The following is a 24971-nucleotide window of genomic DNA, read 5'->3' as shown; positions in this document are numbered from 1 at the left end:
TGTTTATTTTTAAAAGAAAAGGGAATTGATTCAAAGTCCGATCAGGGCTTTTCTTTCTCACTTAAAAAGAACATATGTTCGAAAGGGTGTTTTCAATTGGGCGATTTTTTAACACATCTGGAGGAATACGTCAAAAACTTATATTGCCGCATGGGAATGACCGCCCCTCTCCATATTGATATGCAAACAATTGCCAAGGAGCTTGATATTTGGATTCATTTTGAAGATACGCACAGCATGATGCTGAAGCGGGACGGCATGTACAGCATCGTCCTGAATCAAAAAAAGTCACCTGAGGAGCAATGGGAGGATTTTGCACACGAACTGTGCCATGTGCTGAAGCATACCGGTAATCATTTTCACATGAACAAGCTGTTCAGGGAACTGCAGGAATTCCAAGCCAACCATTTTATGTACCACTTCTGTGTACCGACCTTTATGCTGTTAAACATGGAGCTTCCCCAGCGGAGAAGCCATGCCGTCATTTTAATCGCAGCCGCTTTCCGGGTGACGGCATCATTTGCGGAAAAAAGGCTTGAGCTGTTTGAACGGCGTAAAGCAGGTATTCAATTTCAGAAGCGGCTCGCTTGTCTTCTATCCGACAAGCGTCCAAATGTGTATTACGAAGGCAGGCAAAAACACTTGCATGCCGCTGAAGAAAAAGCGCCGTATTTTATTGAAAGCTGACATCAGAAGAAAGGTATTGTGAAGCCTGTATCAGACGCTGTTCCCACCGTACTGCCCGCCAAGCGCTTCCTGCGTGATATTTAAGCTCTTTCACACAGCCCCGGTGCAGAAAGAATGGGCAGGCGGTGCGAATCCGGTTCATTTACTCATAAAAACCGAGCTTTACGGCTTCTACATACCGAAAAAACAGATCGGTCGGCGTGTACGTTTCTCTCCGGCAGCCGAAATTGCTGAACAGCGCGCTTCTCTGTGCCGTGCTTACTTCCAATTGCAGCCCCATTTTCCTTTTTGTCCGATTGACAATATTCCCGGGATTCACACCTGCCAGCCGATCGTTCATATCCGTTAGTTCGGCGCAAAACCCCGCTTCACGCAGCAGATCACAAATACGTCTGGCTTTTTCCAGATCCGCGCCCCCGACGAGTGTATTTGCCGTTTTCAGATCATGATACCCATGAAAAGCCAGTGCATAATGGTGAGCAGTTACTTTTTCTACAGCCAGCGGTTCGTCAAAACGTGTGCTTGTCAAGTGGAGAAAACGGTTGTTGCACTGCTTCGTGCCTTCAAATAAGTAAATTGAACTTTGGTCAGAAAATGCCCGCACCAGCTCACTGACACCGGGTTCAATTCTGCCGCCGTGGGGAGCGAGGACGATACATTCACTTCCCTTTTTTTCTTCATAAATAATCCGGTATTCCGATTCAGCAGCAGAAAGAGCTGCGAAGCTGTCATATCGATCTTTCATGTTTAACATGCTCTCCTTTACCAGTCAGCACCAGTTTACTCTACTCATCTAGGAATGAAAACCTTTTTATAGTATGATTTGATAGAATACGTATCAGGGGGGATATATCATGGGGTTCATCAATGGATTGCTTGGTAACGCGTCGACAATATCAACGGCTGAAGCAAGAGAAGAACTGGCCCGTATTTTGCTGGAAGGTGAAAATGTCAATGCCGCGTTTAAGCTCGTCCGCGATATCATTGTGTTTACGGATAAGCGTCTTATTCTTGTTGATAAACAGGGACTTACGGGTAAGAAAACGGAGGTTCAATCCATTCCGTACAAAAGCATTTCCAGATTCAGTGTAGAAACCGCCGGCCGCTTTGACTTGGATTCAGAGCTGAAAATTTGGATTTCCGGCGCGGAGGTTCCCGCTGTCTCAAAGCAATTTAAAAAAGATGAAAGCATTTATGATATTCAAAAGGCCCTTGCCGCAGTTTGTATGTAAGAAGAAACGGAAGCCCGGGGTGCTTCCGTTTTATTGATTACAGTTTTTCTTCGATTTTCGCCTTCGTTTTCGGGCCGTAAATTCCGTCTGCCGTTAATCCGCTGACAGATTGAAAACGTTTTACGGCATTTGCCGTTTTCGGGCCGTAAACACCGTCCGCCCCGTGATTTTTTGCTCCTTTATCAGGATAAAAATAAAGGGCGGATAAAGCGGTCTGCACTTGTTTCACGTTTGTCCCTTTCGTCAGCGGTTTCGTCACTTTGATCACCCCGGATGGGAGCGGATAGGATGACGCAGCCTGACTTTTTGAAGAAGAACCCGTCTGAGGGAGCTTGATCACCTGTCCGACTGTAATGCGGTTCGGATCAGTGATATGATTCATGCTTTGCAGCGATTTTATACTGACACCGTGCGATGCGGCGATTTCCGATAAGGTGTCGCCTTTTTTTACATGGTATTCAGACACGGAAGAAGAAACGGACGCCTTTTTCAGCGGCATACTTCCGTTTAATTGCTTCTCAATATCCGCCTTCACTTCATCCCAGCGTCCTTCAGACAAAATGCGGTGCGGGCAGTACTTTCCGTTCCAGTCCTGGTGCTTTCTGATTCTGTCAATCCCCCAGCCCCGCTCCTTCAAAAGCTGCGCCGCAAATTCAATCGCCAATTTCTCTGCGGCTCTGTACCGTTCGCCGCCTGACTTACTGTAACAGATTTCAATAGCAATCGACTTCCGGTTTCCGGTACCGTTCGTGCCGTCCCCCGAATGCCAGGCATTCCGGTCCAACGGAATTCCCTGGATCACTTCTTTGTCATCAACTGCAAAATGATAGCTCGTTGATTCGCTGTTCCCCGTCATATAGCTGATCTCATTAGCGGCGGATGCGTCATTTGCCGTGTTATGGATGGTAATATACTCCGGCGTCATCGGGTTCGGACATTTTAACGCATATTTATCAGCCGATACGAGCCGCTTTTTCACTTCAATCCCCACTCTTCATCTCTCCTTATGCCTTTTTCATAAATAGGTGGCATTCGTAGGACAGATATCTTGAGTACATAGACCCTTCAATCGGATAAAAATGGAATGGTTACGCACAGCAAAAAACAAGACCCTTCCAAAGAAGGGTCTTTATGTTATGTTTGGTTTCGCGCGGCAATATGGAATGTGCCGTCCGCTTGGTTTTCCAAATGGCTTTCATGGCCGATCACCTGTGTAAAGCTGAACCCGACAGCAACAAGCAGCAATCCTGACAACAGTTTAGATTTCATATAGACAATCTCCTCTCTGGATTTGTTTTTGGGCGTGCACCATTTTTTCATAAAACGTAAGTGCTTTTTCAGGCTGTCCGTGTTTCATGTAAAATTTGGCAGCATCATGCGCCAATTCTTCCACATACGGATACAGCATGTGTTCCTCCAGAAAATCAAACGTGTGCCTGACGGATGCGTTATCCATTTTCTTGCCGTATAACGCATGTAAAAATTGAAAGAGATTTACAAACAATTCATCATTGTATTCGCGGGCGATACTCAGCCCGAGGCGGTATTGCTTCTCTGCTTCGGCGGTGGTGTTCTGTTTATAAAGAACCTGTGTTAATGAGTAAATAGAATGCGGAAGATTATCGAACTTTTCTGACTTGCAAATGGAAACGGATGTCTCAAAATATTCAGCTGCTTTAGAGAGGTCTCCCATTTTTTCGTAACAGTTTCCGAGATTATATAAGGCTGAACTGATAAGACGTGGATTGCCTTCTTGTTTTGCAAGATCTAAAGCAAGTTCTAAGTGGGGCAATGCTCTTTCTGGATACTGCATGTCATCATAATTCCCTGCAATAACGAATTCACATTGGATTCTGCGGACGTTGTACGTCTCATACGATTGGTACGTTTCAAGGGCTTGTACCGCATAGCTCATGGAGACGTAGGTTTGTTTCAAGTTGTAAAAAATCTCGGCCATTTTAAAAGCAAACTCAGCTTTCTCGATGTCATCAGAAACGAGTGCGAGGTTTTTTTCAGCCCGTTTGTAATACATCATGGCGTTTAGGAACATTTTCTGTTTAAATTCATACATTCCTCGAAAAAAATTAAAATAGTAATCAAGCAGTCCTGTCAGTTTATACTGGTTGCCTTCAATGTCTTCCAATAATTCTGAAAACTCAGGCTGAGAAGGGTCCTCCTTTAAGGGCTTAATGTAATCCAGCATGACACGGTGTCTGAATTCCATTAATGAATAATACAAGAGCAGATCCTGATCTTCTTCCATATCCTCGATCTCTCTCTCTACTTCACGTTTGACGCGCTCCGCCTCAAGGACGTGAAACTGCCGGATATGGGTGTACCATTCATTAATTTTGAGCCCGACAAAAGAGGACGGAATAGTCTGCTTCATCCTCAATAAATCCCCCCTTTTGGAATGACCGAGATATGTCATATTTTATCATAATTGCTAGAAAAAGAAGAACGCAAAAAGACCGCAATTGTCGAATTTCGGATATCCGCAACGAAATATCACCATCAAGAGCTTATTGCTTGTTTCTTCCGCGCCGTTGATATAGCATATCTTTGCATCTTTATATTCTTGATAAATGGGGGTTTTCACATGACAGCACAAAATCAATTGGTCAGCCACTTTCTGTCACATCGAAACGTGACGATTGAGCTGGCGCAAAAAATCGGCCGCGAGCATTACGATTACAAACCGGCAGAGACTTCAATGTCCGCTCAGGAACTTGTAAAACACATGGTTTATTCTTTTCTCATGTTTGCAAACGTCATTAACGACGGAAACGGATCAGCCATCCAGAACAAACCGAATGAAGAATCAGAAACAGACCTCGTCAAACTGGCTGAAACGTGTACTGAAAAAACGGCAATCATCCTGTCACAGCTGACTGAAGAGCAGCTGAACCGCGAAATTGACCTGACCGCCTCTTTCGGCAGAAAAATTACCGGCGCCGCTCTCCTTCAGCTTGCCATGGAACATGAAATTCATCATAAGGGCAATCTTTTCGTTTATGTAAGAGAAATGGGCCACACGGAACTTCCGTTTTATCAGCAAAAATCATAAACCGATGATCCGCCGGTCTGCGATATAAAGCAGACTGGCGGATTTTTTGTTCCATATAAAATTTTCCGAAAATTCGATTGATTACTGCCCCTTAATCATATATAATCTGATAAAAATAGTAGGATTATTCAGGAGGCACACAGATGACTGTAAGCATTGTGTTCATGGGTTTCATCGTCGGGACGCTGGTCGGATTGACGGGTGTGGGAGGAGCGGCGCTTTTGACTCCTTTGCTGATCGTTTTAGGAATCAACCCGTCTATCGCCGTCGGCACTGACCTTTTATATAATTCCATCACGAAACTGTTCGGTGTCGTTTCTCATTGGAAGCAGCGTACCGTTCATTTTAAACTTGTCGGCTACTTGGCGCTCGGAAGCATTCCCAGCGCATCAGCCGCCATCGGCGTTCTTCACTTGTTCCCCGCTTTTCACCAGCATCAGGAGCAGATTATCAAACATGCGCTAGGCTACGTGCTGACACTTGTCGCCATTTCCATTATCGCCCGTCTTTTTTTCGATAAAAAACTGCGGCCGAACCGCTGGCAGCAAAAAACGCTTGAAGAAAAGCGGGGACTCATGATACTGATCGGCGTCATTTTCGGCTTCATCGTCGGCCTGACATCAATTGGGTCCGGCTCATTATTTGCGATCGCCATGCTGTACCTATTCAGAATGAAAACGGCAGAAGTGGTGGGAACAGATATCGCACATGCCTTTTTACTTGTAACGGCTGCCGGTCTCTTAAACGCAAGCTTCGGCAGCGTCGATTACCTGCTCGTATTGAATCTGTTGATCGGCTCTGTGCCGGGTGTCCTCCTCGGCAGTTTCTTTTCGCCGAAATTCTCACCGCGCCCGCTGCAGTTTGTGATGGCGGCGATTATTTTGATCAGCGGAATAAAATTAATATAAAAAAAGCGTCCTTTACAGGATCGCTTTTTTTATTTAGGATAAATCCCCCTAATCCAAAGCCAATGAGGTGGGCATCTCTTTATCAACTAATCTCAGGGAGTTCAAACTAATTGTCCGGTATTTCCTAATTCACATCCGCGTCAGATTTCCAATATCGAAGTTAAATATTACTTTACACTTATTAAAATATAAACAGCAAACGCAATAATGTATATCAAAAATGATCCAGTCATAAATTTTACAGGTTTTCTTGAGAAGTTTAATACTCCTTTTAATCCGTTATTCAAAATCATTCCGAAAAATATAACCAGCGTAACTCCTAAAGCGAGCATTGAAACTACGAAAATAACCTGCTCCATGTCATATCATCCTCCATTTACATTCTGTTATTTTCAAATATACGTACAAACATGAGAACAACCGAAATCGTTAGAAGGCTCATAGTAGAAAAAAATGCCGCTGCTAATCTTAATAAGCTGCAGCGGAAGGAAATATCCCTAAAAGCACTTTAAGCAATGTGCTTTTCCTGCCCCATTAGGACCTAATAAACCGTATATTTTCCCTTTTTCCAGTGTTAAATTTATATCATGTAAAATTTCTTTCTTTTTTATAGAAACATTGATATTCTTGGATATTAAAGCTGGATCAGCCTTTCCCGCTTCTCATCATCCCTTTCCGTCTTGTTCTGTTTATAATATAAACTTACGAGGTTAAAAAGAAGATATAATCAAGGTTAATTTAAGTTTAAATTTCTCAACATAAAAATACGTGAAACCGCTATGGCTTCACGTTTCTTCACTGCTGTTTTGGTTAATAATAAAAACCGTTCCATTTTGATTGCTCTTTATTTTATGTTCAAGCCTCATCTGGCTGAGCATCATATTAATGATAGATAATCCAATTCCAGCGCCTTTTCTTTCGGATTTATAATTCATTCCCGGGCCCATATCCTCAATTATGATAACGGGTTTGTTTTCAATTAACTTTGTCTGTACTGAGACGTATTTTCCTGAATTTGCATGGCGCAAAACATTCTGAAAAATGTTATCAAGAATTCTTTTCAGCCAAGTCTCGTCTATTTCCCACACAATGTTTTCTTGCAGGTCAATATCTATTGTAAAGTGCTCTTTCTCAAAAATCGGATACCAAGCTGTTAACGAGGAACGTATAATCTTTAAGATGTCACAGCTCTTTTTATGAAGAGGCAATTTACCTGCGGCAAGAAGAGAAAATGATGACAAATTGTCAATCAGTTCGCCCATAAAAGTTATTTTATCATTTATAATGCCTAGTGAACGCTTTCCCTTTTCGCTGTTTATTTCATTCTTTAACGTAAATGTATGTCCTCTGATACCCGTAAGAGGTGTCCTTAAGTCATGAGATAAATCAGCAATTAAGTTTTTTCGGATTTCTCCTTCTTCACGCTCTTTTAGTCTGCTGTTCCTCAGTTCTTCAACCATCTGATTGAATGAATATTCCACTTGTCCCAATTCATCATTCTGTTTAACTGTTACAAATTCCGGTATGCCGTCATTATCTTGTTTTTTCATATGATTCCCCAGAGAAATTAACCTTTTTTGTATTTTTGCAAAAAACATCCACGAATTGAACACAAACAGTGAACAGACAAAAATCAAAGCGATAAACCATATATAGGAATACTTAGCCCTCATAACTTCCCATTGAGATCCTATAATTGATCGCGGAGTTTCTAAAAATGCATACCCGCTGTCTTCATTTCCACTTAAATAAGCACTCAGCAATAAATATTTCGGTTGGTTTTGTTCCATGAATTTGGTCAATTCGCTTACATGAATCAGCTCACCTTTTTTGGCGAACCGATCTGATGTCGAAAAAATCACCTTTCCCTTATCATTTATCCAAATGATATCAGAGTGTTTATATTGCTTCATGTGCTGGAAAGCAGCCGTAATTTCCCGATTAGACTTTCCTGATAAGTTTTCGACATCGGATTTCCAATCACTTTCAAGTTTATTTGGTTCATAATGTACTTGTCCCTGATGATCAATAATATATGTTAACGTAACATAATATAGAAAATTAACGCCTAAAAACGCTATCGGAAAAAACAAAATTGAGGCAATGATATTAATAAGGTACTTTGTCGATAATTTCATTGTTTAATCCTGTATCCAATTCCTCTGATTGTTTCAAGAATCTCCGGCTCGTTTGGGTTTATCTCGATTTTTTGCCGTAAATGCCGAATATGTACCATTAACGTTTTATCCCCTTCGATATAAGGCTGTCCCCAAATATTTTCATAAATTTGTTCCTTTGTTAATATTTGATTGGGATGTCTAAGCAAAAGCAAAAAAATCCTTAACTGCTTGTCAGTTAAAAATATTTCCTCATGACTTTGATTATTTAAAATCCTTTTTTCTTTCAAGTAAATACTTAAGTGTTTTAACTTCAATTCATGAATAGCAGTCTTATCAAACCTTCTTAACAATACTTCAACTCGTGCGGCCAGTTCATCGGGATGAAAGGGCTTAGTCACATAATCATCCGAAAATTCTAAGCCTTTCAGTTTATCTTCTAAACCTGTTCTTGCTGTTAACAGCAAGATAGGGATCTGCGGATGTGTTTTTTTCATCCTTTGGCCGATTGTAAATCCATCTAAACCAGGCATCATAATATCAAGTACGATAAGGTCTGCCTTTTCTATGTATTTTTCGTAATTATAGGAAGAAGTGAGCCAGATAATCATATAACCCCGTTCTTCTAAATCATCCTTTACAAATTGTCCAATTTCTTGGTCATCTTCAATATATAAAATAGTATTCATTTGGATCTCCTCTGAAATTTCGTGATCTGAAAATCAATCTTCCATAATAATTATATATATTATAAAAATCTCCTTTAATTTAAGGCGCCATTCCGTTCCGTGCACCCATGCAATGCAAAAAGACGACCCTATCACGGATCGCCTTTTCCCTTATAACGTCACACCGGACTTAAAAATCGCAAGCTCCCGAAAATCATTTTTTTCGTTATTGACGAATTCTCCGCTTGCAACTTTGATGTTGTATTGAATGAATTCTCTTACAATGTGATCTTCTGTTGTTTGTTCTTCCGCCAATCTGCCAGCGTTATAATCAATCCAATGAGGCTTTGATTGAAATAAATCGGTGTTTGTTGATACTTTCACAGTCGGGACAACTGTGCCGAACGGCGTGCCTCTTCCGGTTGTAAACAGAACGATGTGGCATCCGGCTGCGGCGAGCGCTGAGGAAGCGATTAAATCATTGCCGGGTGCACTGAGCAGTGTCAGTCCCTTTGTTTTCAATGTGTCGCCGTATGCCAGAACATCCGAAACAGGTGCCGTTCCGGCCTTTTGTGTGTAGCCGAGCGACTTGTCTTCGAGCGTTGAAATGCCGCCCTCCTTATTCCCGGGTGACGGATTTTCATAAATCGGCTGCTCGTGCTTTTTAAAATATTGCTTGAAATCATTGATCAATCGGACTGTTTTATGAAACACTTCCTCGCTCGCCGCGCGCTGCATGAGAATTGTCTCAGCCCCGAACATCTCAGGAACTTCTGTTAAGACCGTGCTCCCGCCTTGTGCAATCAAGTAATCTGAAAATCTCCCTAATAAAGGGTTTGCAGTAATGCCGGAAAATCCGTCAGAGCCGCCGCATTTCAATCCGATGTTCAATTCTGACAGCGGAATTTCTTCACGTTTATCTCCCCTTGCCGCAAAGTGTATGTCTTTAAGAAGCGCAGTCCCTGCTTCAATTTCATCTGTGACAGCCTGTGATTCGAGAAATTTCACCCGATCCTCGTTCACTTCAGAGAGCGTTTCCTTTATCGCTGCCAGCTCATTATTTTCACAGCCGAGCCCTAACACAAGCACACCGCCCGCATTCGGATGGCGGATGGCATTTATCAGTATTTGTTTCGTATTCTCATGATCATCGCCCAGCTGCGAGCATCCGTATTGATGCTGCCTTTGCCGAACTGAAGGACTTTTTCAGGATATTGAATGTATTCGCCGCACATTTTTTTATTCAGCTGCCGCAAGCTGTCCGCCTCCTTCTGCATTTTGCACACGTTAACATTTTTTCGCGCGAAAACCCGGTTATTCAGACGGGCCGTTATGTGAGTTTTTTGATTGAATCTCTGATCATCACCTCGGTGTTTTCATACATTTTTTCCGCCGCTGTATTCGGGTCGGCGATAAGCGCTAAAATCTTCTCTGCGCCGAGTATGCTGATTTTTTCAACCGGGCGTTTTACTGTCGAAAGCCTCGGCGTCATGTATTGGGAAATGCCGATGTCATCAAATCCGATAACGGATATGTCTTCCGGAACGTTCAGGCCTTTGGCGAAAATAGCATTCATCGCACCGATCGCCATATCATCATTTGAACAGAAAACAGCCGTGGGCGGTGATTGAAGCGCTAATAGTTTTTCCATCGCCTGACTGCCGCTTTCCATATCATAGCGGCCTTTTACACTGTATTCATGCTTAATCGGAATTGAATGATCAATTAAAGCCGTCAAATAGCCTTCTTTCCGCTGTGCGGTTGACCTGAATCCTTCCTTCCCCTCAATAATCGCGATATCTCTGTGTCCGTTTGCAATCAGACAGTCGACCGCTTGTCTGGAACCTTCTTTATCGTTTGATAAAATATTGGTGATGCTCCGGTCGTCAATGTCCCGGTTTAGCACAACGAGCGGGATGTTTTTCTCGCGGATATGATAAATAAAGGAGTTATCGCTGTCGCTTTGGCTCATTAAGATGATTCCGTCGTACCTCATGGGCGTAATGGTTTCAAAGCTTTTCAGATCGTCAATCGCGCGCACGAACAAATTGTATTCCTCACTGATTGTGCGGTTTACACCTTTGATGGTATCGGAAAAAAAGCTGTGTGAGGTTCCGTTTGTGATGCTTGTAAAAAACAGTCCGATCGTATGGGACTTTTGCACGGCAAGACTTTTTGCATTTACATTCGGTGTGTAATTCAGCTGTGAAGCGAGCTCTAATATTTTCTGTTTTGTATGCTCTTTAATGTAGGGGCTGCCGTTAAGTGCCCGGGATACGGTTGTGTGGGATACGTTGGCGAGTTTTGCGATATCTTTTATGGTTACCATTCGGTTTTCCTTTCTTTCTGTATACTGTCATTTATTTCTATTGTACCATTAACGGGCAGTCCATAAAATCACTAAAGTTGAGGTTTTGTATGATGTAAGTCCTGAATGAGCTCGGCATGCTGCCGATCCCTCGCGCCAAACCCTTCTCCCTGCAAGAGCTCATTCGTTTTTTCCCAAATTTCCGGTGCGGTTTTTTCATTCAATACGTCATAAATACCGAACCAGCGCTGCAGCTCTAAATGCGTCCAGCTGTACAGCGGGTTGCCTATCGCCATCGGCACTGTTTTAGCCCAGGCGAAAAACTTCTCTTCATCTGATGCGTTTCCGGTAATGCAGCGCTCTTCGATGCCGTTGGCTCTCATGATCCGCCACTTATAGTGATCACCGTAAAGCCATGCCTCCGTAATGGTTGCGAAGGTTTTATTTTCATAGATTTCCTTCGGGCTCAAGTGACAGTGATAATCAATAATCGGCATTTTTTAAGCGTATTCCCGATACAGCTTTACGGCAGTTTTACTATCAAGTAAAAAATCATCGCCCATAAAAGCTTTCACACTCTCATCCTCCCTTATAAAATGTTAACGTTAACAATTTTCGTTCTTTTTTATTTTAGCTTCCTCTTTCTCACATATCAATCATTTTTATTTTATTTTTCAAAATATTGTATTAACTGATACACAAAAAAAAGACATTGCCGAGAAAGTCCGGCAATGTCTTCATTGTCATCTGAAGGATTAGTAAGCGAGGCTGAATAATCCTTTGATATGTGTTAAATAACGTACGTTACTTGCTTCTTTCATTAATGATGCAGGAAGACCTTTCAGCGGAGTAGAGTTCGCTCCGATGATGGCAACCGCGTCTTTACGTCCGAGGCTTGCAAGCGTACCAGAGTTTACAGGCTTGAATGTTTCAAGCGTTTTTCCTTCTAAGTAAGCGAACAGGTTGTAACCGACAAGTTCACCCATCTGCCAAGCGATTTGAGCTGTCGGCGGGTACGGACGGCCGTCCGGCGCAAAGTATACAGCGCTGTCTCCGACAACAAATACATCTTCATGAGAAGTAGATTGTAAGAAATCGTTCACAGTCGCGCGGCCGCGGTTCACTTCAAGGCCAGATTCACCGACTAACGGGTTGCCTTGTACGCCGCCTGTCCATACAAATGTGTTGGCAACGACTTTTGAACCGTCTTTCAGATCAATGACGTTTCCTTCCACGTTTGTAACAGGAAGACCTGTTAAGAACTCAACACCGCGTTTTTCAAGACTTTTTGTCGCGCGTTCGATAAGATCATCAGGAAGAACAGGAAGAATTTTCGGACCTGCTTCAACTAATTTCAGTTTGATTTCTGTCGGATCTACGCCGTATTTTTTCGTAAGGTTCGGCATGATGTCAGCAAGTTCACCGACAAGCTCAACACCTGTTAAGCCGCCGCCGCCGATAAGAATCGTTGCATCAGCTTCGTTTTTCGTTTTAGAGTATTCACGCACACGGTCTTCCACGTGTTTGTATACTTTGTTGGCATCAGCAGCAGATTTCAGCACCATGCTGTTTTCTTCGAGTCCAGGAATGCCGAAATAAGCAGTAACTGAACCAAGACCGACAACAAGCGCGTCATAAGTCAGCTTAGAACCGTCAGAAAGGGCAACTTCTTTCTTATCAACTGAGAAAGAATTGACTTCTGCGATTTTAATGTCAACGTCTTTTCCTTTCAGGAGTTTTTCAAGCGGCATAGCAACAGCCTGTTCAGACACGTTGCCGGCTGCAAGGCGGTGCAGTTCCGTAATAATTTGGTGAGTCGGGAATTTGTTCACAACGGTTACGCGTGCTTCATCTTTACTGTAATGTTTGCGAACGGTTAAAGCAGAAAGAATTCCGCCGTAACCAGCGCCTAAAATGACAATATGTTTTGACATCGTATATCCTCCGTCCTTTATATCAATTTGAATCTGAGATTATTTTTGTTTTTCGTTCATGATTTCAAGATAGCTGTTAGCAAAACGGAACAGCTTTTGAGCTTGAGGATCTTTCAGCATGCGCAGCAGGCCGAAAAGTCCGATTGTCTCATTGCTTGCATCCGCGCGGTCTTTTGCTTCGATCGCAGTAGCTGCGACTTCTTTCGCTGTTTCTTTCACCGGCTCAAGAATTTCTGTAAGCGCACCCACTGTATCGCTCTTCAATACTTCGTCTGTCGCTACAGACTGTGCAAAATCATAAGACTTCGTTAAAATATTTACTAACTCAGTCAGTTTTGGAAGCTGATCCACTAAAACAGTCAGTGATTCTTGAACTTCAGGTTTTAGCAGCTGATCGATAAGATCGCGTTGGCCTTGGCTGACAGATGCATTTGTTTGATCGATTGTTTCTGGCATATCCGATTCTCCTTTACTATAAGCAGTATGCTGATTTTTTTGGAAAGGGTAGCCTTTCCCCTTTCATGCAGAAAAGCATGAAAAAGCAAGATTGTGAATTCATGCACAATCATTTACAAAAATAAATGTTTACTACCCAGTTTTTCACTTTGCCATATTCAGTATTATTTTTATATCAACAAAAACAATTGAATAAGTCAAAATTTCTTTTTTCCTCTCTGAAAATAGCAAACATAAAAAACCCCAATTTGATTTACTCTTATATAATAACACTTTTTGAACAAAATTTGAACGTGAATTGTTTCGTTTATGAAATTATTTATATGGCGGGGGTGTAATAACGTTTCTTTCAGACTATTTTTTTACAGACCATCCGCTTATCCCCTGTCATTTTCCCCACATTTTTAAAAGCGGTCCCGTTTTTCCCGTAAAGGGGTCATATTCCGGGAGCGGGACACGGCTGATTTCTTTTAAAGTTCTATCATTTTTCTCCGTTTTTGTATCGTACTGCCGGCCGCCCGGATAAGCGCCGATCACGGTAAAATCAGAACTGCCTGACAGTTTTTTATGTCCGGTGCCGGCCGGAATGACCGCTGCGTCTCCCGTTTCAAGAACGGCGTCCGCCCCTTGTTCTCCGCCGAACCTCAATACCGCCTTTCCTTTTACCGCGACAAGAACTTCGTGCGTGGTGCTGTGAAAATGGTGATACGGAAACACCCCGCCCGTCCAGCTGTTCGACCAATCATGCCGGCGGAGAACCGTCTCTGCTTTCCGCACCGTTTCTTCATTAAATACCGCTTTATAAATGACAAGCGGAAGATTCGGGTTATTCGGAATGCAGCCGTCATCTTCAAAATAAAGAACTTGAATATCCTCTTTCTGCATTGTGTTCACCTCCGTATATGTCTGTTTCCCATTCATCATTTATTAAAACGCTATTTTCTCATATTCCATTGCGGAGCCTGCCGGTGAATAGTATAGTATAAAAAAATATGTGTCAAAATGAGGGATTTAATGAAAGCCATCTTAATCGGAATATTGGCGTCTCTGTTTTTTGCAGTCACATTTATTTTAAACAGGGCGATGGAGCTCTCTGGCGGAAGCTGGATATGGAGCTCTTCCCTGCGTTTTCTTTTTATGGTTCCGTTTTTATTTGTGATCGTTTATGCGAAAGGAAAGTGGGGGCCGCTCTGGCATGAAATCCGGAAAAAACCGTTTTTTTGGCTGAAATGGAGTTTTACCGGCTTCGTGCTTTTTTATGCTCCGATTACCTTTGCGGCGGCATACGGGCCGGGCTGGCTGATCGCCGGCACATGGCAGATTACAATTGTCGCGGGCGTGCTTCTGTCGCCGTTTTTCTGCGAAACAAAAGATTCCCCGGCGGGTCCGGTTCTCGTCAGACAAAAGATTCCGCTTATTTCGCTGGTTACTTCCGTCATCATCCTGATAGGAGCCGGCCTGATACAGCTTCAGCATGCAGGCTCCCTGTCCGGCCGCACGATAATACTCAGTGTTGTGCCGGTGGTCATCGCCGCTTTTGCCTATCCGCTCGGCAACCGTAAAATGCTGGAACAATACGGCGGAAAACTCGATACGTTTCAGCGCGTGCTCGGCATGACGCTCGCCAGCTTACCGTTTTGGCTTTTGATTGCCGCTTTCGGCTGGCACAGAGACGGTCTTCCGTCAATGGGACAGACATTCCAATCCTTTATCGTTGCACTCAGCTCAGGCGTTATAGCAACAGTATTATTTTTCCGCGCCACCGATATGGTGAGGAATGAGCCGCAGAAGCTCGCTGCTGTAGAAGCGACACAATCCGGAGAGGTTCTTTTTGCACTGATCGGCGAGATCGTCTTTTTATCCGCAGCGTTTCCGTCACTTCTTTCGTTTGCCGGACTGTTCATTATTATTGCGGGAATGGTCATGCATACATTCGCTTCCCGGCAGGCTGACCCGAAAACGGCGGATCAAACATCAGCCGATCTCACCGGTTCCTGATTTTTTTACGAAAGGTGTTATTCTGTATGAAAGAAAAAATTCCGGCAATATCTTTTCTGTCAGCCGGCAAACGCTTTGAACAAAACAATACAGCCTTTGATGTCCTCAGCGGAGTAACCGGACATATACAAAAAGGCTCTATTACGGCGTTGATAGGGCCTTCCGGCGCGGGAAAGAGCACACTGCTGTCACTGTGCAATCTGATGAATACCCCTGATGAAGGCGAAGTGCTTGTATTCGGAAAAGACATAAGGCACGGAACGGAGGGTGCAGCGTCTTTACAAAGCGTTTGAACCGCTGGGCGATTCAAAGCCCGATTGGCAGGTCATTACGGACATCGCCAACCGGCTCGGGGCTGATTGGCGCTATGAACACCCGGCAGACATTATGGAAGAAGCTGCGATGCTTTCGCCGCTCTACGCAGGCGTCACTTATGAACGGCTCGAAGGCTACAATTCACTGCAATGGCCGGTTGCAGCGGACGGAACCGATTCACCGCTTTTATTTACGGACAAGTTTCCGTTTTCAGACGGCAAAGCGGTTCTCTATCCCGTTCAGTGGACGGAGCCGAAGGAATTTGATGAAGATATGATCTTCATGTGAATAACGGGCGGCTGCTTGAGCATTTTCATGAAGGAAATCTGACTTACCGATCAAAAGGGATATCCGAAAAAACACCGAGTGTATTTCTGGAGGTCTCACCCGAACTCGCTGAAGAAAGAGGGCTTGAAGACGGAACGCTTGTCCGTCTGACATCGCCATACGGGAATGTGAAAGTCAAATGCGTTATCACAGACCGGGTAAAAGGCAAGCAGGTATATCTGCCGATGAACGATTCAAAAGACGCCGCTATTAACCTTTTAACGAGCAGCTATGCGGATAAGGATACCGATACACCGGCCTATAAAGAAACTTCAGCGAAGATGGAGATATTGAAAAAAGAAGGCATTAACCCGCTTCCGAAAATCAATTTCCGATACGGAAACCCGCAGCCGCAGATCGGTGTCCGGGTTGAGCGGAAATGGGCGCGTAAAGATTATGTATTTCCGGGAGACGCCGTAACAGCAAAATGGCTAAAGCAATCAGCAACATCCGAAAACAGACCGTCACAGAAGAAGACAAACGAAGAAAGGACTTAGAAGAGATCGAGACGGCTCTTTTAAAAAATAAGGACGCGATTTTGGAGTCACTCCATATTCTTGAGCACATGAACGAGCGCGGTGTTTTGGCGCTGCTGCGCGGACTCTTCGGCCAGGGCGACAAAGTAATGGATATCCTGGTGAAAAAAGCGAATACTCCGGAAACGGCCAATATGCTGAAAAATCTCCTGCTGCTGACCGGAGTCCTCGGCATGCTTGATGTAAAACAGCTTGAACCGTTTATCGTCAAACTCAATGCGGGGGTCACAAAGGCTGTCGAGGAGAAAGACAGCGGCAAAAAGACGGGTTATTTTGATATCGTCCGCGCTTTAAAAGACCCGGAAATCAACAAAGCCGTCACTCTGCTGTTTTCTTTCCTTAAGGGCATGGGTGCTGATACGGGCGGTATGGAGAGAAATACGCAGCCTCCTGAAGACCAAAAGCATCATCAAAAACCGCAGACTGATGAGTGAACATCATCTCCCGAGCCTGTCCTATGGCTCGGGTTTTTTGTGCGCTCCCGCTGCTTTCTTGGGAAAAATTTCACTTCCGGATTCATGACTATTGTTGTGTTATGTTAATAGTTAAGGTTATGAATAGAAATAAATTGAAAATATGTGCTAGGATAAAATTCAAGATACATCAACTATTCAAATATGAAGTAATCAGGAGTGATAACTGTGAGTAACCTGAGGAGCCCGAGACAAGCCATCCAAAGAACCCTGATGAAAGGAAAAGACGGCCTGGACGTATACAACCCTTTTCCTTGGTACGAAAAAATGAGACGCGAAAGTCCCATTCAATTTGATGAAGAAACGAAGGTTTGGAGTGTGTTTTTATACGATGATGCCAAAAAAGTCATCAGTGATAAAGAGACTTTCTCAAGCCTTATGTCTGACATGAAAAGCTCAATTGCAAAGTCCATGCTGAATATGGACCCGCCGAAGCATACCCAAATCAGATCTGCCGTCAATCGCGCTTTTACTCCCCGCGTACTGAAGGAATGGGAGCCGAGAATTGAAGAGATTACCGATAATCTGCTGAAACAGGCAAAAAACAAAGGGCGGATTGATATTGTGAAAGATCTCTCCTATCCTTTGCCGGTCATTGTGATTTCTGAATTGTTAGGTGTTCCGTCCGAACATATGGATCAGTTTAAAAAATGGTCGGACATACTCGTCAGCATGCCGAAAGATGCGAGTCCTGAAGAGGCGGAGAAAAATCAGAAGGAACGTGATCAATGTGAGACAGAGCTGGCGGCATTTTTTGCGGAAATAATAGACAGCAAACGAAAACAGCCCGGCCAAGACATTATTTCAATTTTGATAAAAGAGGAAGAAGAGGGAGAGAAGCTCTCGGCCGAAGACCTGATCCCGTTTTGCAACCTGCTTTTAGTGGCGGGAAATGAAACAACGACTAATCTCATTTCAAATGCGGTTTACAGCATATTGGAGACGCCGGGCCTTTATGAAGAACTGAGGCATGATCCTTCTCTCATTGCGCAAACGGTGGAGGAAACGCTTCGTTTTCGGGCTCCCGCTCCATTTGTCAGAAGGACGGTCCGGCACGACACTGAATTGTGCGGACGCCGTTTAAAAAGCGGAGATATCGTTCTCTGCTACATTGCGTCTGCCAACCGTGATGAAAACAAATTTGAGCAGGCAGACGTATTTGATATTCATCGCCAATCAAATCCGCACCTTTCCTTCGGGTTCGGCGTACACTTCTGCTTAGGCGCTCCGCTTGCCAGACTTGAAGCGGAAGTCGCGCTGAGAGGCATTGTAAAGGCCTTTTCACACTTGGAGCCCGTCCGGGTTGAGCCGATCCAAAACAGTGTCATGTACGGGCTGGACTCTTTAGAAGCGGAGATAAACGAAAACAGGGGAGAAGAAAAAAGATGAAACAAACACATATCGCCATTATTAATGTAGCCGCTCACGGCCATGTCAATCCCACGCTGCCCGTCGCCGAAGAACTTGTCAATCGCGGGCACAGAGTGACATTCGCTACAACTGAGGACTTCGAGGCCTCCGTTGCCAAAACGGGTGCCATTCCCGTTTTATACCGCACAAGCTTTAAGGCAGATCCGGAGACGATAAAAGAACGGGTGAATAAAAATGACGCGTTTGTGATGTTTCTGGAAGAAGCGGCAGAAGTGCTTCCGCAGCTGGAAGAGCTGTACAAAGACGACCTTCCTGATATCGTCCTGTTTGATTTTTTAGCTCTTGCCGGGAAATTGTTTGCGGACAGTTGCGGCATCCCGGCCGTGAAGTTCTGCCCGAGCTATGCAATGAATGAGTATTTTCAATTAGGAAGAGACGAAGAAACACTGGAAGCGGCAAAACAGGCGATAGAAGAATACCAGGAGCAAATTGAAAATGAACAGCTCAAACGGATGACAATGGAAGAATTTTTCATGCCTGAAAAACTGAATATTGTCTTTATGCCAAGGGCCTTTCAGCCGAAACAGGAAACCTTTGATGAACGGTTCTGTTTTGCCGGTCCGTCCCTGGGGGAACGCACAAATACGGGAAGTCTGGAAATTGATGCAGCCGATGACCGTCCGCTTATGCTCATCTCACTGGGAACGGCGTTTAACGCCTGGCCCGAATTTTACCAGATGTGTATCGATGCGTTTCGGGACTCAGATTGGCGGGTCATTATGTCAGTCGGCACAACAATTGATCCGGAAAGTTTTTCGGATGTGCCTGATCACTTTATCATCCGCCAGCACGTTCCGCAGCTTGATGTGCTGGAGAAAGCAAAGCTGTTCATATCTCACGGCGGGATGAACAGTACAATGGAGGCGATGAATGCGGGTGTCCCGCTCGTTGTCGTTCCGCAAATGCACGAACAAGAGGTCACCGCAAAACGTGTCGATGAATTGGGGCTTGGCGTGCATCTGCCGCCGAAGGAAGTCACTGCGGCGCGTCTGCAAAAAGACGTTCAGAAAGTATACGGCGATAAAAACATCCTCAGCCGCGTGAAAAGCATGCAGCAGAAAATAGAAGAAACAGGCGGCGCCAAACAGGCTGTTTGTGCCATTGAAGAATTTTTGAAAGAGGCGGCCGTCGAACATTGATTGAGAAACAGGCAGCGTGCCGGACGGCTGCCTGTTTTGTTATATGTTTTTCTTCATGCCGCATCTCCGGCATTCCCGCAAAAATTTTCCGCCCTTTACCGAACTTTTAAACAGCGTATAGTCGCAATTATCACATCGGCCGCTGTGAACATCAGGATATTCATTGAACTCATAAATGACTGAAGTATCGTAGCCTTTTGTCTCGAACTCTTTTTTTGTTTCCATGATTGAAAGTCCCTCCGCGAATCAAATCGGTTTTCCCGGTTAATGATACAGCAACTGCACGGGGGATTCAACGGAGCCTATCTTGATTTTCCGGTCTGATTGCGTAACAATAATAGAAATAAATGACGGCCTGCCATGGGGCGCCCGGCATCTGAAGGGAAGAAAAAAACAGCGATGGGAAAAGGATTGAACGGAAAACGGATTGCGATCGGCGGTTCGCGGAAAACAGAAGAGATCACGAGATTAATAGAAAAGCAGGGCGGAACGGCAGTTGTCCGTTCCCTCCAAGGAACCGTATACCTGGCGGAGGAACAGATTGAACCCGACGTAAGAACATTTGCTGAGCAAAAAGCCGACTGGGTGATATTCACCACCGGCATCGGTACGGAAACGTTATTGTCAGTATCGGAAAAAATCGGTCTGAAAGAAGAATTTTTAGCGGCCGTTCATGAAGCGAATATCGGCTGCAGGGGCTATAAAACATATGCGGCCTTAAAAAAGCTCGGCGTCACGCCGCATGCTTCAGATGAAGACGGTACGACAAGAGGCCTGATCCGCTCCTTGGAACGGTTTGAATTGAAAGACAAAAAAGTCATGATCCAGCTTCACGGGGAAAAAGCGCCCGTCTTAACGGAATTCCTTGAGAAAAACGGAGCGGAGGTATTCCCTGTTCTGCCTTATCAGCATATTCCGCCTGAAAGGGAGACGGTCGATAAAATGCTGGGAGAGCTGTTAAACGGCGAGGTCGACGCCGTATGTTTTACGACTGCCATTCAAGTGCGTTCTCTCTTTGATTATGCAAAAGAAAAAGGGTCTGCAAAAGAATTGCAGCAAGCATTCGAAACACATGTACTTGCCGCCGCAGTCGGCAAAGTGACGGCTGAAGCGATCCGGGATGAAGGGGTGAATAGAGTCCTTGCTCCGGACATCGAGCGGATGGGAGCGATGATTATCGAGTTATCCCGTTACTATGAATCTCTGACCTTATCATAAACAATCATTCAGCAGGGAGAAAGCCTACGCTTCCCTGCTGAATTTTTTTAATTGCCAATGTTCCGTGAAAAGGGATGGATATGTCAAGGCGCTGAGTATGATACATGTAAGAAGAGCGGAGGCCATCGTTGTAAAAACAATCAACAGCTGAAAGCGCACCGCCTGTATCGGATCAGCTCCAGCTAAAATCTGCCCAGTCATCATGCCGGGAAGCTGAACGAGACCTAATGTTTTCTGGCTTTCAAGCGTCGGTATCATACTGAGCTTCATACTCGACGTTAACATATGCCTGACCGCCTGCTTTGGCGTTCCGCCGAGAGAGAGAATCAGCTGAATTTCTTCTTTCCGCAGCTCCGCTTCCGAACTGAGCCGGTTTAAAAACAGGCTTGAGAGCACCATGGAGTTTCCGATGACCATGCCGCTTATCGGAATCATATATCTTGAAGTAAACGGAATGATGTGAAGGGTCAGTAAAATTCCCTGCGTCACGATTTCCACAATAGCCAGTGTCAAAAAAACGCGCCAAAATGAGCCGATGCGCATTTTTTTCCGTTTGGCGACATTGTGCGAAGCGGCCGTGAGCATGAGAAGCACCATTAATATGATAAACACCGGATGATCACCGTGAAAAATCAGCGACAGCACATAGCCGATGATGAGAAGCTGAATGACGGCTCTGACAGTTGCCACGATCATATCTTTTTCTACGCCGGCTTTAAAAGATTTAGATAGGAATAAAGCGATAATGACAAATACACTTGTCAATAACAGAGAAAGATAATCCATATCAGCACCCGCTCCTTTGTAAAAGCGCCCGGGCCTTTTCGTGTTTCGGTTCTTTAAAGAACGTTTTCGTTTCCGCGGTCTCTAACAGCCGACCCTCAGCCATAAACCATATCGTATCGGATATCCGTTCCGCTTGTTCAAGATTATGGGTGATCCACAGAACCGTCAGCTGCTTTTGCCGATGGAGTTTCATAATCAGTTTCTCAATGATGAGCACAGATGAGGGGTCCAGAGCAGATGTGATTTCATCGAGCAGCAGGATGGACGGCAGGTTGGCGAGGGTTCTCGCTAATGAGAGCTTCTGCCGCTGCCCGCCGGATAATTCTTTTGCATTCCGATCCAGAAGCTCCTGCGGCAGATCTGTAAAATCTGCGAGCTCTTCGGGCGTATAGTGCTGTGTCCCGTGGAGTTTTTCTCCGAGCAGAAGGTTGTCCCGCACCGTGCCCTCAATAACGGGAGCTGATTGAAATGCAAGTCCCGCGGTTTTTCTGAGCTCTCTGATGTCCCAGTATTCGTAAACGTTCCTTCTTTTTCCAGACTCGGGCTTGCCGGAAGCACCACATCGGCGAACTCAGCCGTACGCGAAAGAAAGATATCCTGCACCACGAAGAAATCAAGCTTTTCAAAGGCGGCATGAACATGGTTGATATTGGAGTCGACAAGTCCCATTTCTTCTCCTTTTAAGTACATAGACTTCAGTTTTCCTGAGTGGATGCCCTCGATCATTTCATGATTTGTCATTCCGATTTCTTGCGGCAGGTCTGTTCCCCAGCCCTGTTCATACTTTTTGCGGGCTTTTTCATCCGTTACTTTTTCATAGCCGGGGAAGCTGTCAGGCATACTGCCGAAATCACTGGCACCCTGCACGTTATTATGGCCCCGAAGCGGATATGAGCCTGCCCCGGGCTTGCCGTAATTTCCGGTCACAAGAAGCAGGTTGGAAATGGCCGTGCTCGTATCACTTCCTCCGATATGCTGGGTGACCCCCATTGCCCACAGTGCGCACACACTGCCGGCTTCATGAATCATCCGGGCTACTTTGATTAAGGTGTCCTTGTCCACACCGGTATGTTTTTCAGCATATTCCATCGTGTAAGGTTCAAGGCTTTTCACGAATTCATCCAGTCCGTTCACTCTCTCATTCAGAAATGCAGTATCCGCCAAATCGTGATCAAGCAAATATTTCGATACGGCATTCAGCCAGACAATATCTGATCCCGCACGCGGCTGGAAAAACACATCAGAGCGCTCGGCCATTTCATGTTTTCGCAAGTCAGCCACGACGAGCTTCTGTCCGTGCAGCTTATGAGAACGTTTAATGCGTGTAGACAGAACGGGGTGAGACTCAGACGTATTCGAGCCGATAATCAGCACGAGTTCTGCTTTTTCTATATCTGTAATTGATCCTGAGTCGCCGCCGTAGCCGACAGTCCTGAACAATCCGGCCGTGGCGGGAGACTGACAGTAGCGTGAGCAGTTGTCGACATTATTCGTGCCGATCACGGCTCTTGCAAGTTTCTGCATCACGTATGATTCTTCATTCGTGCATTTGGAAGATGTGATGAAAGCAAGCGCGTCCGGCCCGAAATGTTCTTTTATATCCGTAAATTTATCGGCGATCAGCTGCAGTGCTTCATCCCATTCCGCTTCCCGAAACGAGTCTCCTTCCCGGATAAGCGGTTTGGTAAGACGCTTTTCACTATTGACGAAATCCCAGCCGAATTTCCCTTTCACACACGTCGAAATTCCGTTTGCCGGCGCCTCAGCCTGAGGTTCCACCTTTAAAATGTCTCTTCCTTTCGTCCATATATCAAAACTGCAGCCGACACCGCAGTAGGTGCATACGGTTTTTGTCTTTTTGATTCTTTCATCGCGCATCGCCGATTCCATATCCGAAATGGCTAAAATCGACCCGTATCCGGTTTCGACGCCTTTTGTGATGTCAATCATCGGCCGAAGCGTCTCTTGGCTGATGCCTGTTAAATACCCCGCTTCGCCTTCCATGCCTTTTTCCATCATGGCATTGCACGGACATACCGTCGAACAATGTCCGCAGGAGACGCATGATGATTCATTGATCGGCACATCCTGATCCCAAATGACCCGCGGGTGTTTCCGATCCCAATCGATGCTTAAGGTTTCGGTTACCTGTACGTCCTGACAGGCTTCGACACAGCGCCCGCATAAAATGCACTGATCGGGATCATACCGGTAAAACGGGTTTGATTCATCTTTAGGATACGGTTTTTGATCAAACGGAATGCTTTGATGATTGATTTTCATTTCCTTTACGGTATTATGTACTTCGCAGCTTCCATTGTTGTAATCACAAACCGTGCAGTACAATTCATGGTTATGCAAAATGTTGTCCATGCCGATAATCTGCGCTTTTTTTACATCGGACGACAGCGTATCAATGATATCTCCGTCCTTTATTTGCGCGGAACACGAACGCACCAGTTCCCCGTTTACATCAACGATACAGGTATCGCATGTTTCAATCGGCCCGAGACTCGGATGATAGCACACGTGCGGTACGTCGATTGAACTATTGTTCAAAAGCTGCAAAACGGTTTGACCGTCTGCCGCTTCCATTTCAACCCCATTGATTGTAACCTTCTTTGTATCAGCCATTTTCCTTTCCCCTTTCTATACCCCTCTCTACATCCTCTATGATTCCCAGCCGGCCTTTCAGTAAAACATCTCGTTTAGCTGCGGAAACATACGGGTATGAGCGGTAGAAAGGAGGCATTCACATATGTTGAAGAAAAAAACACTCATCACGGGATTGTCGGCAGTGATGCTTACGGGAGGCGCGTTCGGGGCGGAAGCATTTTCAGATACACAGTCCGTCCATGCCGCAGCCGCTTCAAAATCGGAAAATCAAAGTGCAAAAAAACTGGTGAACAGCCTTTATCAATCGGCGTTCAATGGTGAAATGCCCCAAAATGTGAAGGGCCTGAAAATCAATGAAAGCACAAGACAGGACGTTTACGATAAAATCGGAGAGCCGGAACAAAAAGCAGACAGCCGCAATCCTTTTGATTTATACAGCTGGAACATGGGAAACCCCGGTTATGGATTTTCCTATCATAAAAACGGAAAAATCTCAGAAATCCGCTATTTCGGAACAGGGGTTGAACGGCGCTTAAACCTCGGCAGTGTCACCCCTGACATCTTAAGCAAACAAATCGGCAGCGCTGACAAAATTCTGACGGTGCCGAAAACGGGCGAAACAGATTACGTCTATCATACGGGGCAATATGAGCTCCACTTCGTCATCGGCAGTGATCAAAAAGCAGACCACGTCAATTTAAAAGCAAGATAACGCGAAAAAAGCGGCCTTCCGGGCCGTTTTTTTCATAGACAGC

25 protein-coding genes and 6 pseudogenes are annotated in these 24971 nt (G+C 44.8%); 12 read left to right on the top strand and 19 right to left on the bottom strand.

All coding sequences use genetic code 11. The annotated features are described in order from the left end of the window. Nucleotides 1-96 precede the first annotated feature (96 nt). A complete protein-coding gene (locus tag BAMF_RS27315) occupies nucleotides 97-687 on the top strand; it encodes an ImmA/IrrE family metallo-endopeptidase (protein ID WP_013351933.1) in 591 nt (196 codons plus the stop codon). A 142-nt stretch (nucleotides 688-829) separates the two neighbouring features. Here BAMF_RS27315 and BAMF_RS27310 read toward each other — a convergent pair whose 3' ends face one another. Continuing rightward, nucleotides 830-1432, bottom strand: a complete 603-nt coding sequence (locus BAMF_RS27310; protein WP_013351932.1) for a poly-gamma-glutamate hydrolase family protein — start codon at nucleotides 1430-1432, stop codon at nucleotides 830-832. A gap of 109 nt (nucleotides 1433-1541) precedes the next feature. Between BAMF_RS27310 and BAMF_RS27305 the strand changes: the two genes are divergently transcribed. Further along, nucleotides 1542-1919, top strand: a complete 378-nt coding sequence (locus tag BAMF_RS27305; protein ID WP_013351931.1) for a PH domain-containing protein — start codon at nucleotides 1542-1544, stop codon at nucleotides 1917-1919. Nucleotides 1920-1956: 37 nt separating this feature from the next. Here the strand turns inward: BAMF_RS27305 and BAMF_RS27300 are convergent, their stop codons facing one another. The 3 genes from BAMF_RS27300 to BAMF_RS27290 form a co-directional block, all read right to left on the bottom strand. Beyond that, nucleotides 1957-2910, bottom strand: a complete 954-nt coding sequence (locus tag BAMF_RS27300; protein WP_013351930.1) for an N-acetylmuramoyl-L-alanine amidase — start codon at nucleotides 2908-2910, stop codon at nucleotides 1957-1959. A gap of 143 nt (nucleotides 2911-3053) precedes the next feature. Next, nucleotides 3054-3188: a PhrA family phosphatase inhibitor gene (locus BAMF_RS41225; RefSeq protein ID WP_003154881.1), complete on the bottom strand. Its 135-nt coding sequence runs from the start codon at nucleotides 3186-3188 to the stop codon at nucleotides 3054-3056. Continuing rightward, nucleotides 3178-4314 carry a response regulator aspartate phosphatase gene (locus BAMF_RS27290; RefSeq protein ID WP_088030497.1) on the bottom strand — a complete coding sequence of 379 codons (1137 nt, stop codon included), beginning with the start codon at nucleotides 4312-4314 and terminating at the stop codon, nucleotides 3178-3180. The genes BAMF_RS41225 and BAMF_RS27290 overlap by 11 nt, the downstream gene beginning before the upstream one ends. A gap of 204 nt (nucleotides 4315-4518) precedes the next feature. Here BAMF_RS27290 and BAMF_RS27285 point away from each other — a divergent pair, with 204 nt between their 5' ends. Together BAMF_RS27285 and BAMF_RS27280 are read left to right on the top strand one after the other, a co-directional pair. Next, nucleotides 4519-4986, top strand: a complete 468-nt coding sequence (locus BAMF_RS27285) for a DinB family protein (protein WP_013351928.1) — start codon at nucleotides 4519-4521, stop codon at nucleotides 4984-4986. 143 nt (nucleotides 4987-5129) lie between these two features. Then, a complete protein-coding gene (locus BAMF_RS27280; protein ID WP_013351927.1) occupies nucleotides 5130-5894 on the top strand; it encodes a sulfite exporter TauE/SafE family protein in 765 nt (254 codons plus the stop codon). Nucleotides 5895-6061: 167 nt separating this feature from the next. Here BAMF_RS27280 and BAMF_RS27275 read toward each other — a convergent pair whose 3' ends face one another. From BAMF_RS27275 to BAMF_RS27235, 11 genes and pseudogenes are all read right to left on the bottom strand, one after another. After that, nucleotides 6062-6253, bottom strand: a complete 192-nt coding sequence (locus tag BAMF_RS27275; protein ID WP_014470507.1) for a hypothetical protein — start codon at nucleotides 6251-6253, stop codon at nucleotides 6062-6064. 138 nt (nucleotides 6254-6391) lie between these two features. Then, a complete protein-coding gene (locus BAMF_RS42210; protein ID WP_232469732.1) occupies nucleotides 6392-6451 on the bottom strand; it encodes a hypothetical protein in 60 nt (19 codons plus the stop codon). 228 nt (nucleotides 6452-6679) lie between these two features. Beyond that, nucleotides 6680-8032 (bottom strand): HAMP domain-containing sensor histidine kinase, encoded by a 1353-nt coding sequence (locus BAMF_RS27270; protein WP_013351926.1) that lies wholly within the window; start codon nucleotides 8030-8032, stop codon nucleotides 6680-6682. Further along, nucleotides 8029-8700, bottom strand: coding sequence for a response regulator transcription factor (locus tag BAMF_RS27265; protein WP_013351925.1), 672 nt, complete (start codon nucleotides 8698-8700; stop codon nucleotides 8029-8031). The genes BAMF_RS27270 and BAMF_RS27265 overlap by 4 nt, the downstream gene beginning before the upstream one ends. 150 nt (nucleotides 8701-8850) lie before the next feature. Continuing rightward, nucleotides 8851-9861: pseudogene (locus tag BAMF_RS27260) on the bottom strand (UxaA family hydrolase); the annotation flags it as partial. After that, a complete protein-coding gene (locus BAMF_RS42010; RefSeq protein WP_013351923.1) occupies nucleotides 9801-9935 on the bottom strand; it encodes a hypothetical protein in 135 nt (44 codons plus the stop codon). The gene BAMF_RS42010 and the pseudogene BAMF_RS27260, both read right to left, overlap by 61 nt. Before the next feature lie 74 nt (nucleotides 9936-10009). Next, on the bottom strand, nucleotides 10010-11008 hold the full coding sequence (locus BAMF_RS27255; protein WP_013351922.1) for a LacI family DNA-binding transcriptional regulator: 999 nt from the start codon (nucleotides 11006-11008) through the stop codon (nucleotides 10010-10012). Between the two features lie 125 nt (nucleotides 11009-11133). Next, nucleotides 11134-11562 (bottom strand): annotated as a pseudogene (locus BAMF_RS27250) (glucuronate isomerase); the annotation flags it as partial. Nucleotides 11563-11742: 180 nt separating this feature from the next. Next, nucleotides 11743-12921 (bottom strand): NAD(P)/FAD-dependent oxidoreductase, encoded by a 1179-nt coding sequence (locus tag BAMF_RS27245; protein ID WP_013351920.1) that lies wholly within the window; start codon nucleotides 12919-12921, stop codon nucleotides 11743-11745. A 39-nt stretch (nucleotides 12922-12960) separates the two neighbouring features. Continuing rightward, nucleotides 12961-13377: a DUF1641 domain-containing protein gene (locus BAMF_RS27240; RefSeq protein WP_003154908.1), complete on the bottom strand. Its 417-nt coding sequence runs from the start codon at nucleotides 13375-13377 to the stop codon at nucleotides 12961-12963. A gap of 387 nt (nucleotides 13378-13764) precedes the next feature. Next, the gene (locus tag BAMF_RS27235; protein WP_013351919.1) at nucleotides 13765-14262 is read right to left on the bottom strand and encodes a cupin domain-containing protein; all 498 of its coding nucleotides are present in this window, start codon (nucleotides 14260-14262) and stop codon (nucleotides 13765-13767) included. A 129-nt stretch (nucleotides 14263-14391) separates the two neighbouring features. Here BAMF_RS27235 and BAMF_RS27230 point away from each other — a divergent pair, with 129 nt between their 5' ends. The 6 genes and pseudogenes from BAMF_RS27230 (at nucleotide 14392) to BAMF_RS27200 (ending at nucleotide 19596) form a co-directional block, all read left to right on the top strand. Next, complete coding sequence (locus tag BAMF_RS27230; RefSeq protein ID WP_013351918.1) at nucleotides 14392-15375, top strand: DMT family transporter; 984 nt, start codon at nucleotides 14392-14394, stop codon at nucleotides 15373-15375. A 26-nt stretch (nucleotides 15376-15401) separates the two neighbouring features. Continuing rightward, nucleotides 15402-15632: pseudogene (locus BAMF_RS27225) on the top strand (ATP-binding cassette domain-containing protein); the annotation flags it as partial. Continuing rightward, a pseudogene (locus BAMF_RS41220) lies at nucleotides 15631-16514 on the top strand (molybdopterin oxidoreductase family protein); the annotation flags it as partial. The pseudogenes BAMF_RS27225 and BAMF_RS41220, both read left to right, overlap by 2 nt. Next, entirely contained in the window at nucleotides 16445-16987 is a 543-nt protein-coding gene (locus tag BAMF_RS27210; protein ID WP_013351914.1) for a helical membrane plugin domain-containing protein, read from the top strand. The pseudogene BAMF_RS41220 and the gene BAMF_RS27210, both read left to right, overlap by 70 nt. 207 nt (nucleotides 16988-17194) lie before the next feature. Further along, entirely contained in the window at nucleotides 17195-18415 is a 1221-nt protein-coding gene (locus BAMF_RS27205) for a cytochrome P450 (protein WP_013351913.1), read from the top strand. Then, nucleotides 18412-19596, top strand: coding sequence for a macrolide family glycosyltransferase (locus BAMF_RS27200; protein ID WP_013351912.1), 1185 nt, complete (start codon nucleotides 18412-18414; stop codon nucleotides 19594-19596). The genes BAMF_RS27205 and BAMF_RS27200 overlap by 4 nt, the downstream gene beginning before the upstream one ends. Before the next feature lie 39 nt (nucleotides 19597-19635). Here BAMF_RS27200 and BAMF_RS27195 read toward each other — a convergent pair whose 3' ends face one another. Beyond that, nucleotides 19636-19821 carry a hypothetical protein gene (locus BAMF_RS27195; RefSeq protein ID WP_003154919.1) on the bottom strand — a complete coding sequence of 62 codons (186 nt, stop codon included), beginning with the start codon at nucleotides 19819-19821 and terminating at the stop codon, nucleotides 19636-19638. A gap of 174 nt (nucleotides 19822-19995) precedes the next feature. Here BAMF_RS27195 and BAMF_RS27190 point away from each other — a divergent pair, with 174 nt between their 5' ends. Then, nucleotides 19996-20814 carry a uroporphyrinogen-III synthase gene (locus tag BAMF_RS27190; protein WP_038463212.1) on the top strand — a complete coding sequence of 273 codons (819 nt, stop codon included), beginning with the start codon at nucleotides 19996-19998 and terminating at the stop codon, nucleotides 20812-20814. A gap of 24 nt (nucleotides 20815-20838) precedes the next feature. Here the strand turns inward: BAMF_RS27190 and BAMF_RS27185 are convergent, their stop codons facing one another. The 3 genes and pseudogenes from BAMF_RS27185 to BAMF_RS27175 all read right to left on the bottom strand — a co-directional run. Continuing rightward, nucleotides 20839-21600 carry an ABC transporter permease gene (locus tag BAMF_RS27185; protein ID WP_013351910.1) on the bottom strand — a complete coding sequence of 254 codons (762 nt, stop codon included), beginning with the start codon at nucleotides 21598-21600 and terminating at the stop codon, nucleotides 20839-20841. Nucleotide 21601: 1 nt separating this feature from the next. Continuing rightward, nucleotides 21602-22111 (bottom strand): annotated as a pseudogene (locus BAMF_RS41215) (ATP-binding cassette domain-containing protein); the annotation flags it as partial. Continuing rightward, a pseudogene (locus BAMF_RS27175) lies at nucleotides 22108-24234 on the bottom strand (molybdopterin-dependent oxidoreductase); the annotation flags it as partial. The pseudogenes BAMF_RS27175 and BAMF_RS41215, both read right to left, overlap by 4 nt. Before the next feature lie 124 nt (nucleotides 24235-24358). On the opposite strand from BAMF_RS27175, the gene BAMF_RS27170 reads away from it, so the two are divergent. Beyond that, nucleotides 24359-24928 carry a YjgB family protein gene (locus BAMF_RS27170; RefSeq protein WP_013351908.1) on the top strand — a complete coding sequence of 190 codons (570 nt, stop codon included), beginning with the start codon at nucleotides 24359-24361 and terminating at the stop codon, nucleotides 24926-24928. Nucleotides 24929-24971: the final 43 nt, after the last annotated feature.

This window comes from Bacillus amyloliquefaciens DSM 7 = ATCC 23350, from assembly GCF_000196735.1.
GTDB classification, from domain to species: Bacteria; Bacillota; Bacilli; order Bacillales; family Bacillaceae; genus Bacillus; species Bacillus amyloliquefaciens.
Note: the sequence above shows the minus strand (reverse complement) of the source record. Positions and strands in the feature narration are given on the sequence as shown.

What these genes read in the sequence shown, in the direction of transcription:
- BAMF_RS27285 (WP_013351928.1), top strand. Translation starts at nt 4,519, where the DNA reads ATGACAGCACAAAATCAATTGGTCAGCCACTTTCTGTCACATCGAAAC.
- BAMF_RS27235 (WP_013351919.1), bottom strand. Translation starts at nt 14,262, where the DNA reads ATGCAGAAAGAGGATATTCAAGTTCTTTATTTTGAAGATGACGGCTGC.
- BAMF_RS27265 (WP_013351925.1), bottom strand. Translation starts at nt 8,700, where the DNA reads ATGAATACTATTTTATATATTGAAGATGACCAAGAAATTGGACAATTT.
- BAMF_RS27240 (WP_003154908.1), bottom strand. Translation starts at nt 13,377, where the DNA reads ATGCCAGAAACAATCGATCAAACAAATGCATCTGTCAGCCAAGGCCAA.
- BAMF_RS27270 (WP_013351926.1), bottom strand. Translation starts at nt 8,032, where the DNA reads ATGAAATTATCGACAAAGTACCTTATTAATATCATTGCCTCAATTTTG.
- BAMF_RS27280 (WP_013351927.1), top strand. Translation starts at nt 5,130, where the DNA reads ATGACTGTAAGCATTGTGTTCATGGGTTTCATCGTCGGGACGCTGGTC.
- BAMF_RS27185 (WP_013351910.1), bottom strand. Translation starts at nt 21,600, where the DNA reads ATGGATTATCTTTCTCTGTTATTGACAAGTGTATTTGTCATTATCGCT.
- BAMF_RS27305 (WP_013351931.1), top strand. Translation starts at nt 1,542, where the DNA reads ATGGGGTTCATCAATGGATTGCTTGGTAACGCGTCGACAATATCAACG.
- BAMF_RS27190 (WP_038463212.1), top strand. Translation starts at nt 19,996, where the DNA reads ATGGGAAAAGGATTGAACGGAAAACGGATTGCGATCGGCGGTTCGCGG.
- BAMF_RS27230 (WP_013351918.1), top strand. Translation starts at nt 14,392, where the DNA reads ATGAAAGCCATCTTAATCGGAATATTGGCGTCTCTGTTTTTTGCAGTC.
- BAMF_RS27195 (WP_003154919.1), bottom strand. Translation starts at nt 19,821, where the DNA reads ATGGAAACAAAAAAAGAGTTCGAGACAAAAGGCTACGATACTTCAGTC.
- BAMF_RS27210 (WP_013351914.1), top strand. Translation starts at nt 16,445, where the DNA reads ATGGCTAAAGCAATCAGCAACATCCGAAAACAGACCGTCACAGAAGAA.
- BAMF_RS41225 (WP_003154881.1), bottom strand. Translation starts at nt 3,188, where the DNA reads ATGAAATCTAAACTGTTGTCAGGATTGCTGCTTGTTGCTGTCGGGTTC.
- BAMF_RS27275 (WP_014470507.1), bottom strand. Translation starts at nt 6,253, where the DNA reads ATGGAGCAGGTTATTTTCGTAGTTTCAATGCTCGCTTTAGGAGTTACG.
- BAMF_RS27255 (WP_013351922.1), bottom strand. Translation starts at nt 11,008, where the DNA reads ATGGTAACCATAAAAGATATCGCAAAACTCGCCAACGTATCCCACACA.
- BAMF_RS27310 (WP_013351932.1), bottom strand. Translation starts at nt 1,432, where the DNA reads ATGAAAGATCGATATGACAGCTTCGCAGCTCTTTCTGCTGCTGAATCG.
- BAMF_RS27170 (WP_013351908.1), top strand. Translation starts at nt 24,359, where the DNA reads ATGTTGAAGAAAAAAACACTCATCACGGGATTGTCGGCAGTGATGCTT.
- BAMF_RS27245 (WP_013351920.1), bottom strand. Translation starts at nt 12,921, where the DNA reads ATGTCAAAACATATTGTCATTTTAGGCGCTGGTTACGGCGGAATTCTT.
- BAMF_RS27200 (WP_013351912.1), top strand. Translation starts at nt 18,412, where the DNA reads ATGAAACAAACACATATCGCCATTATTAATGTAGCCGCTCACGGCCAT.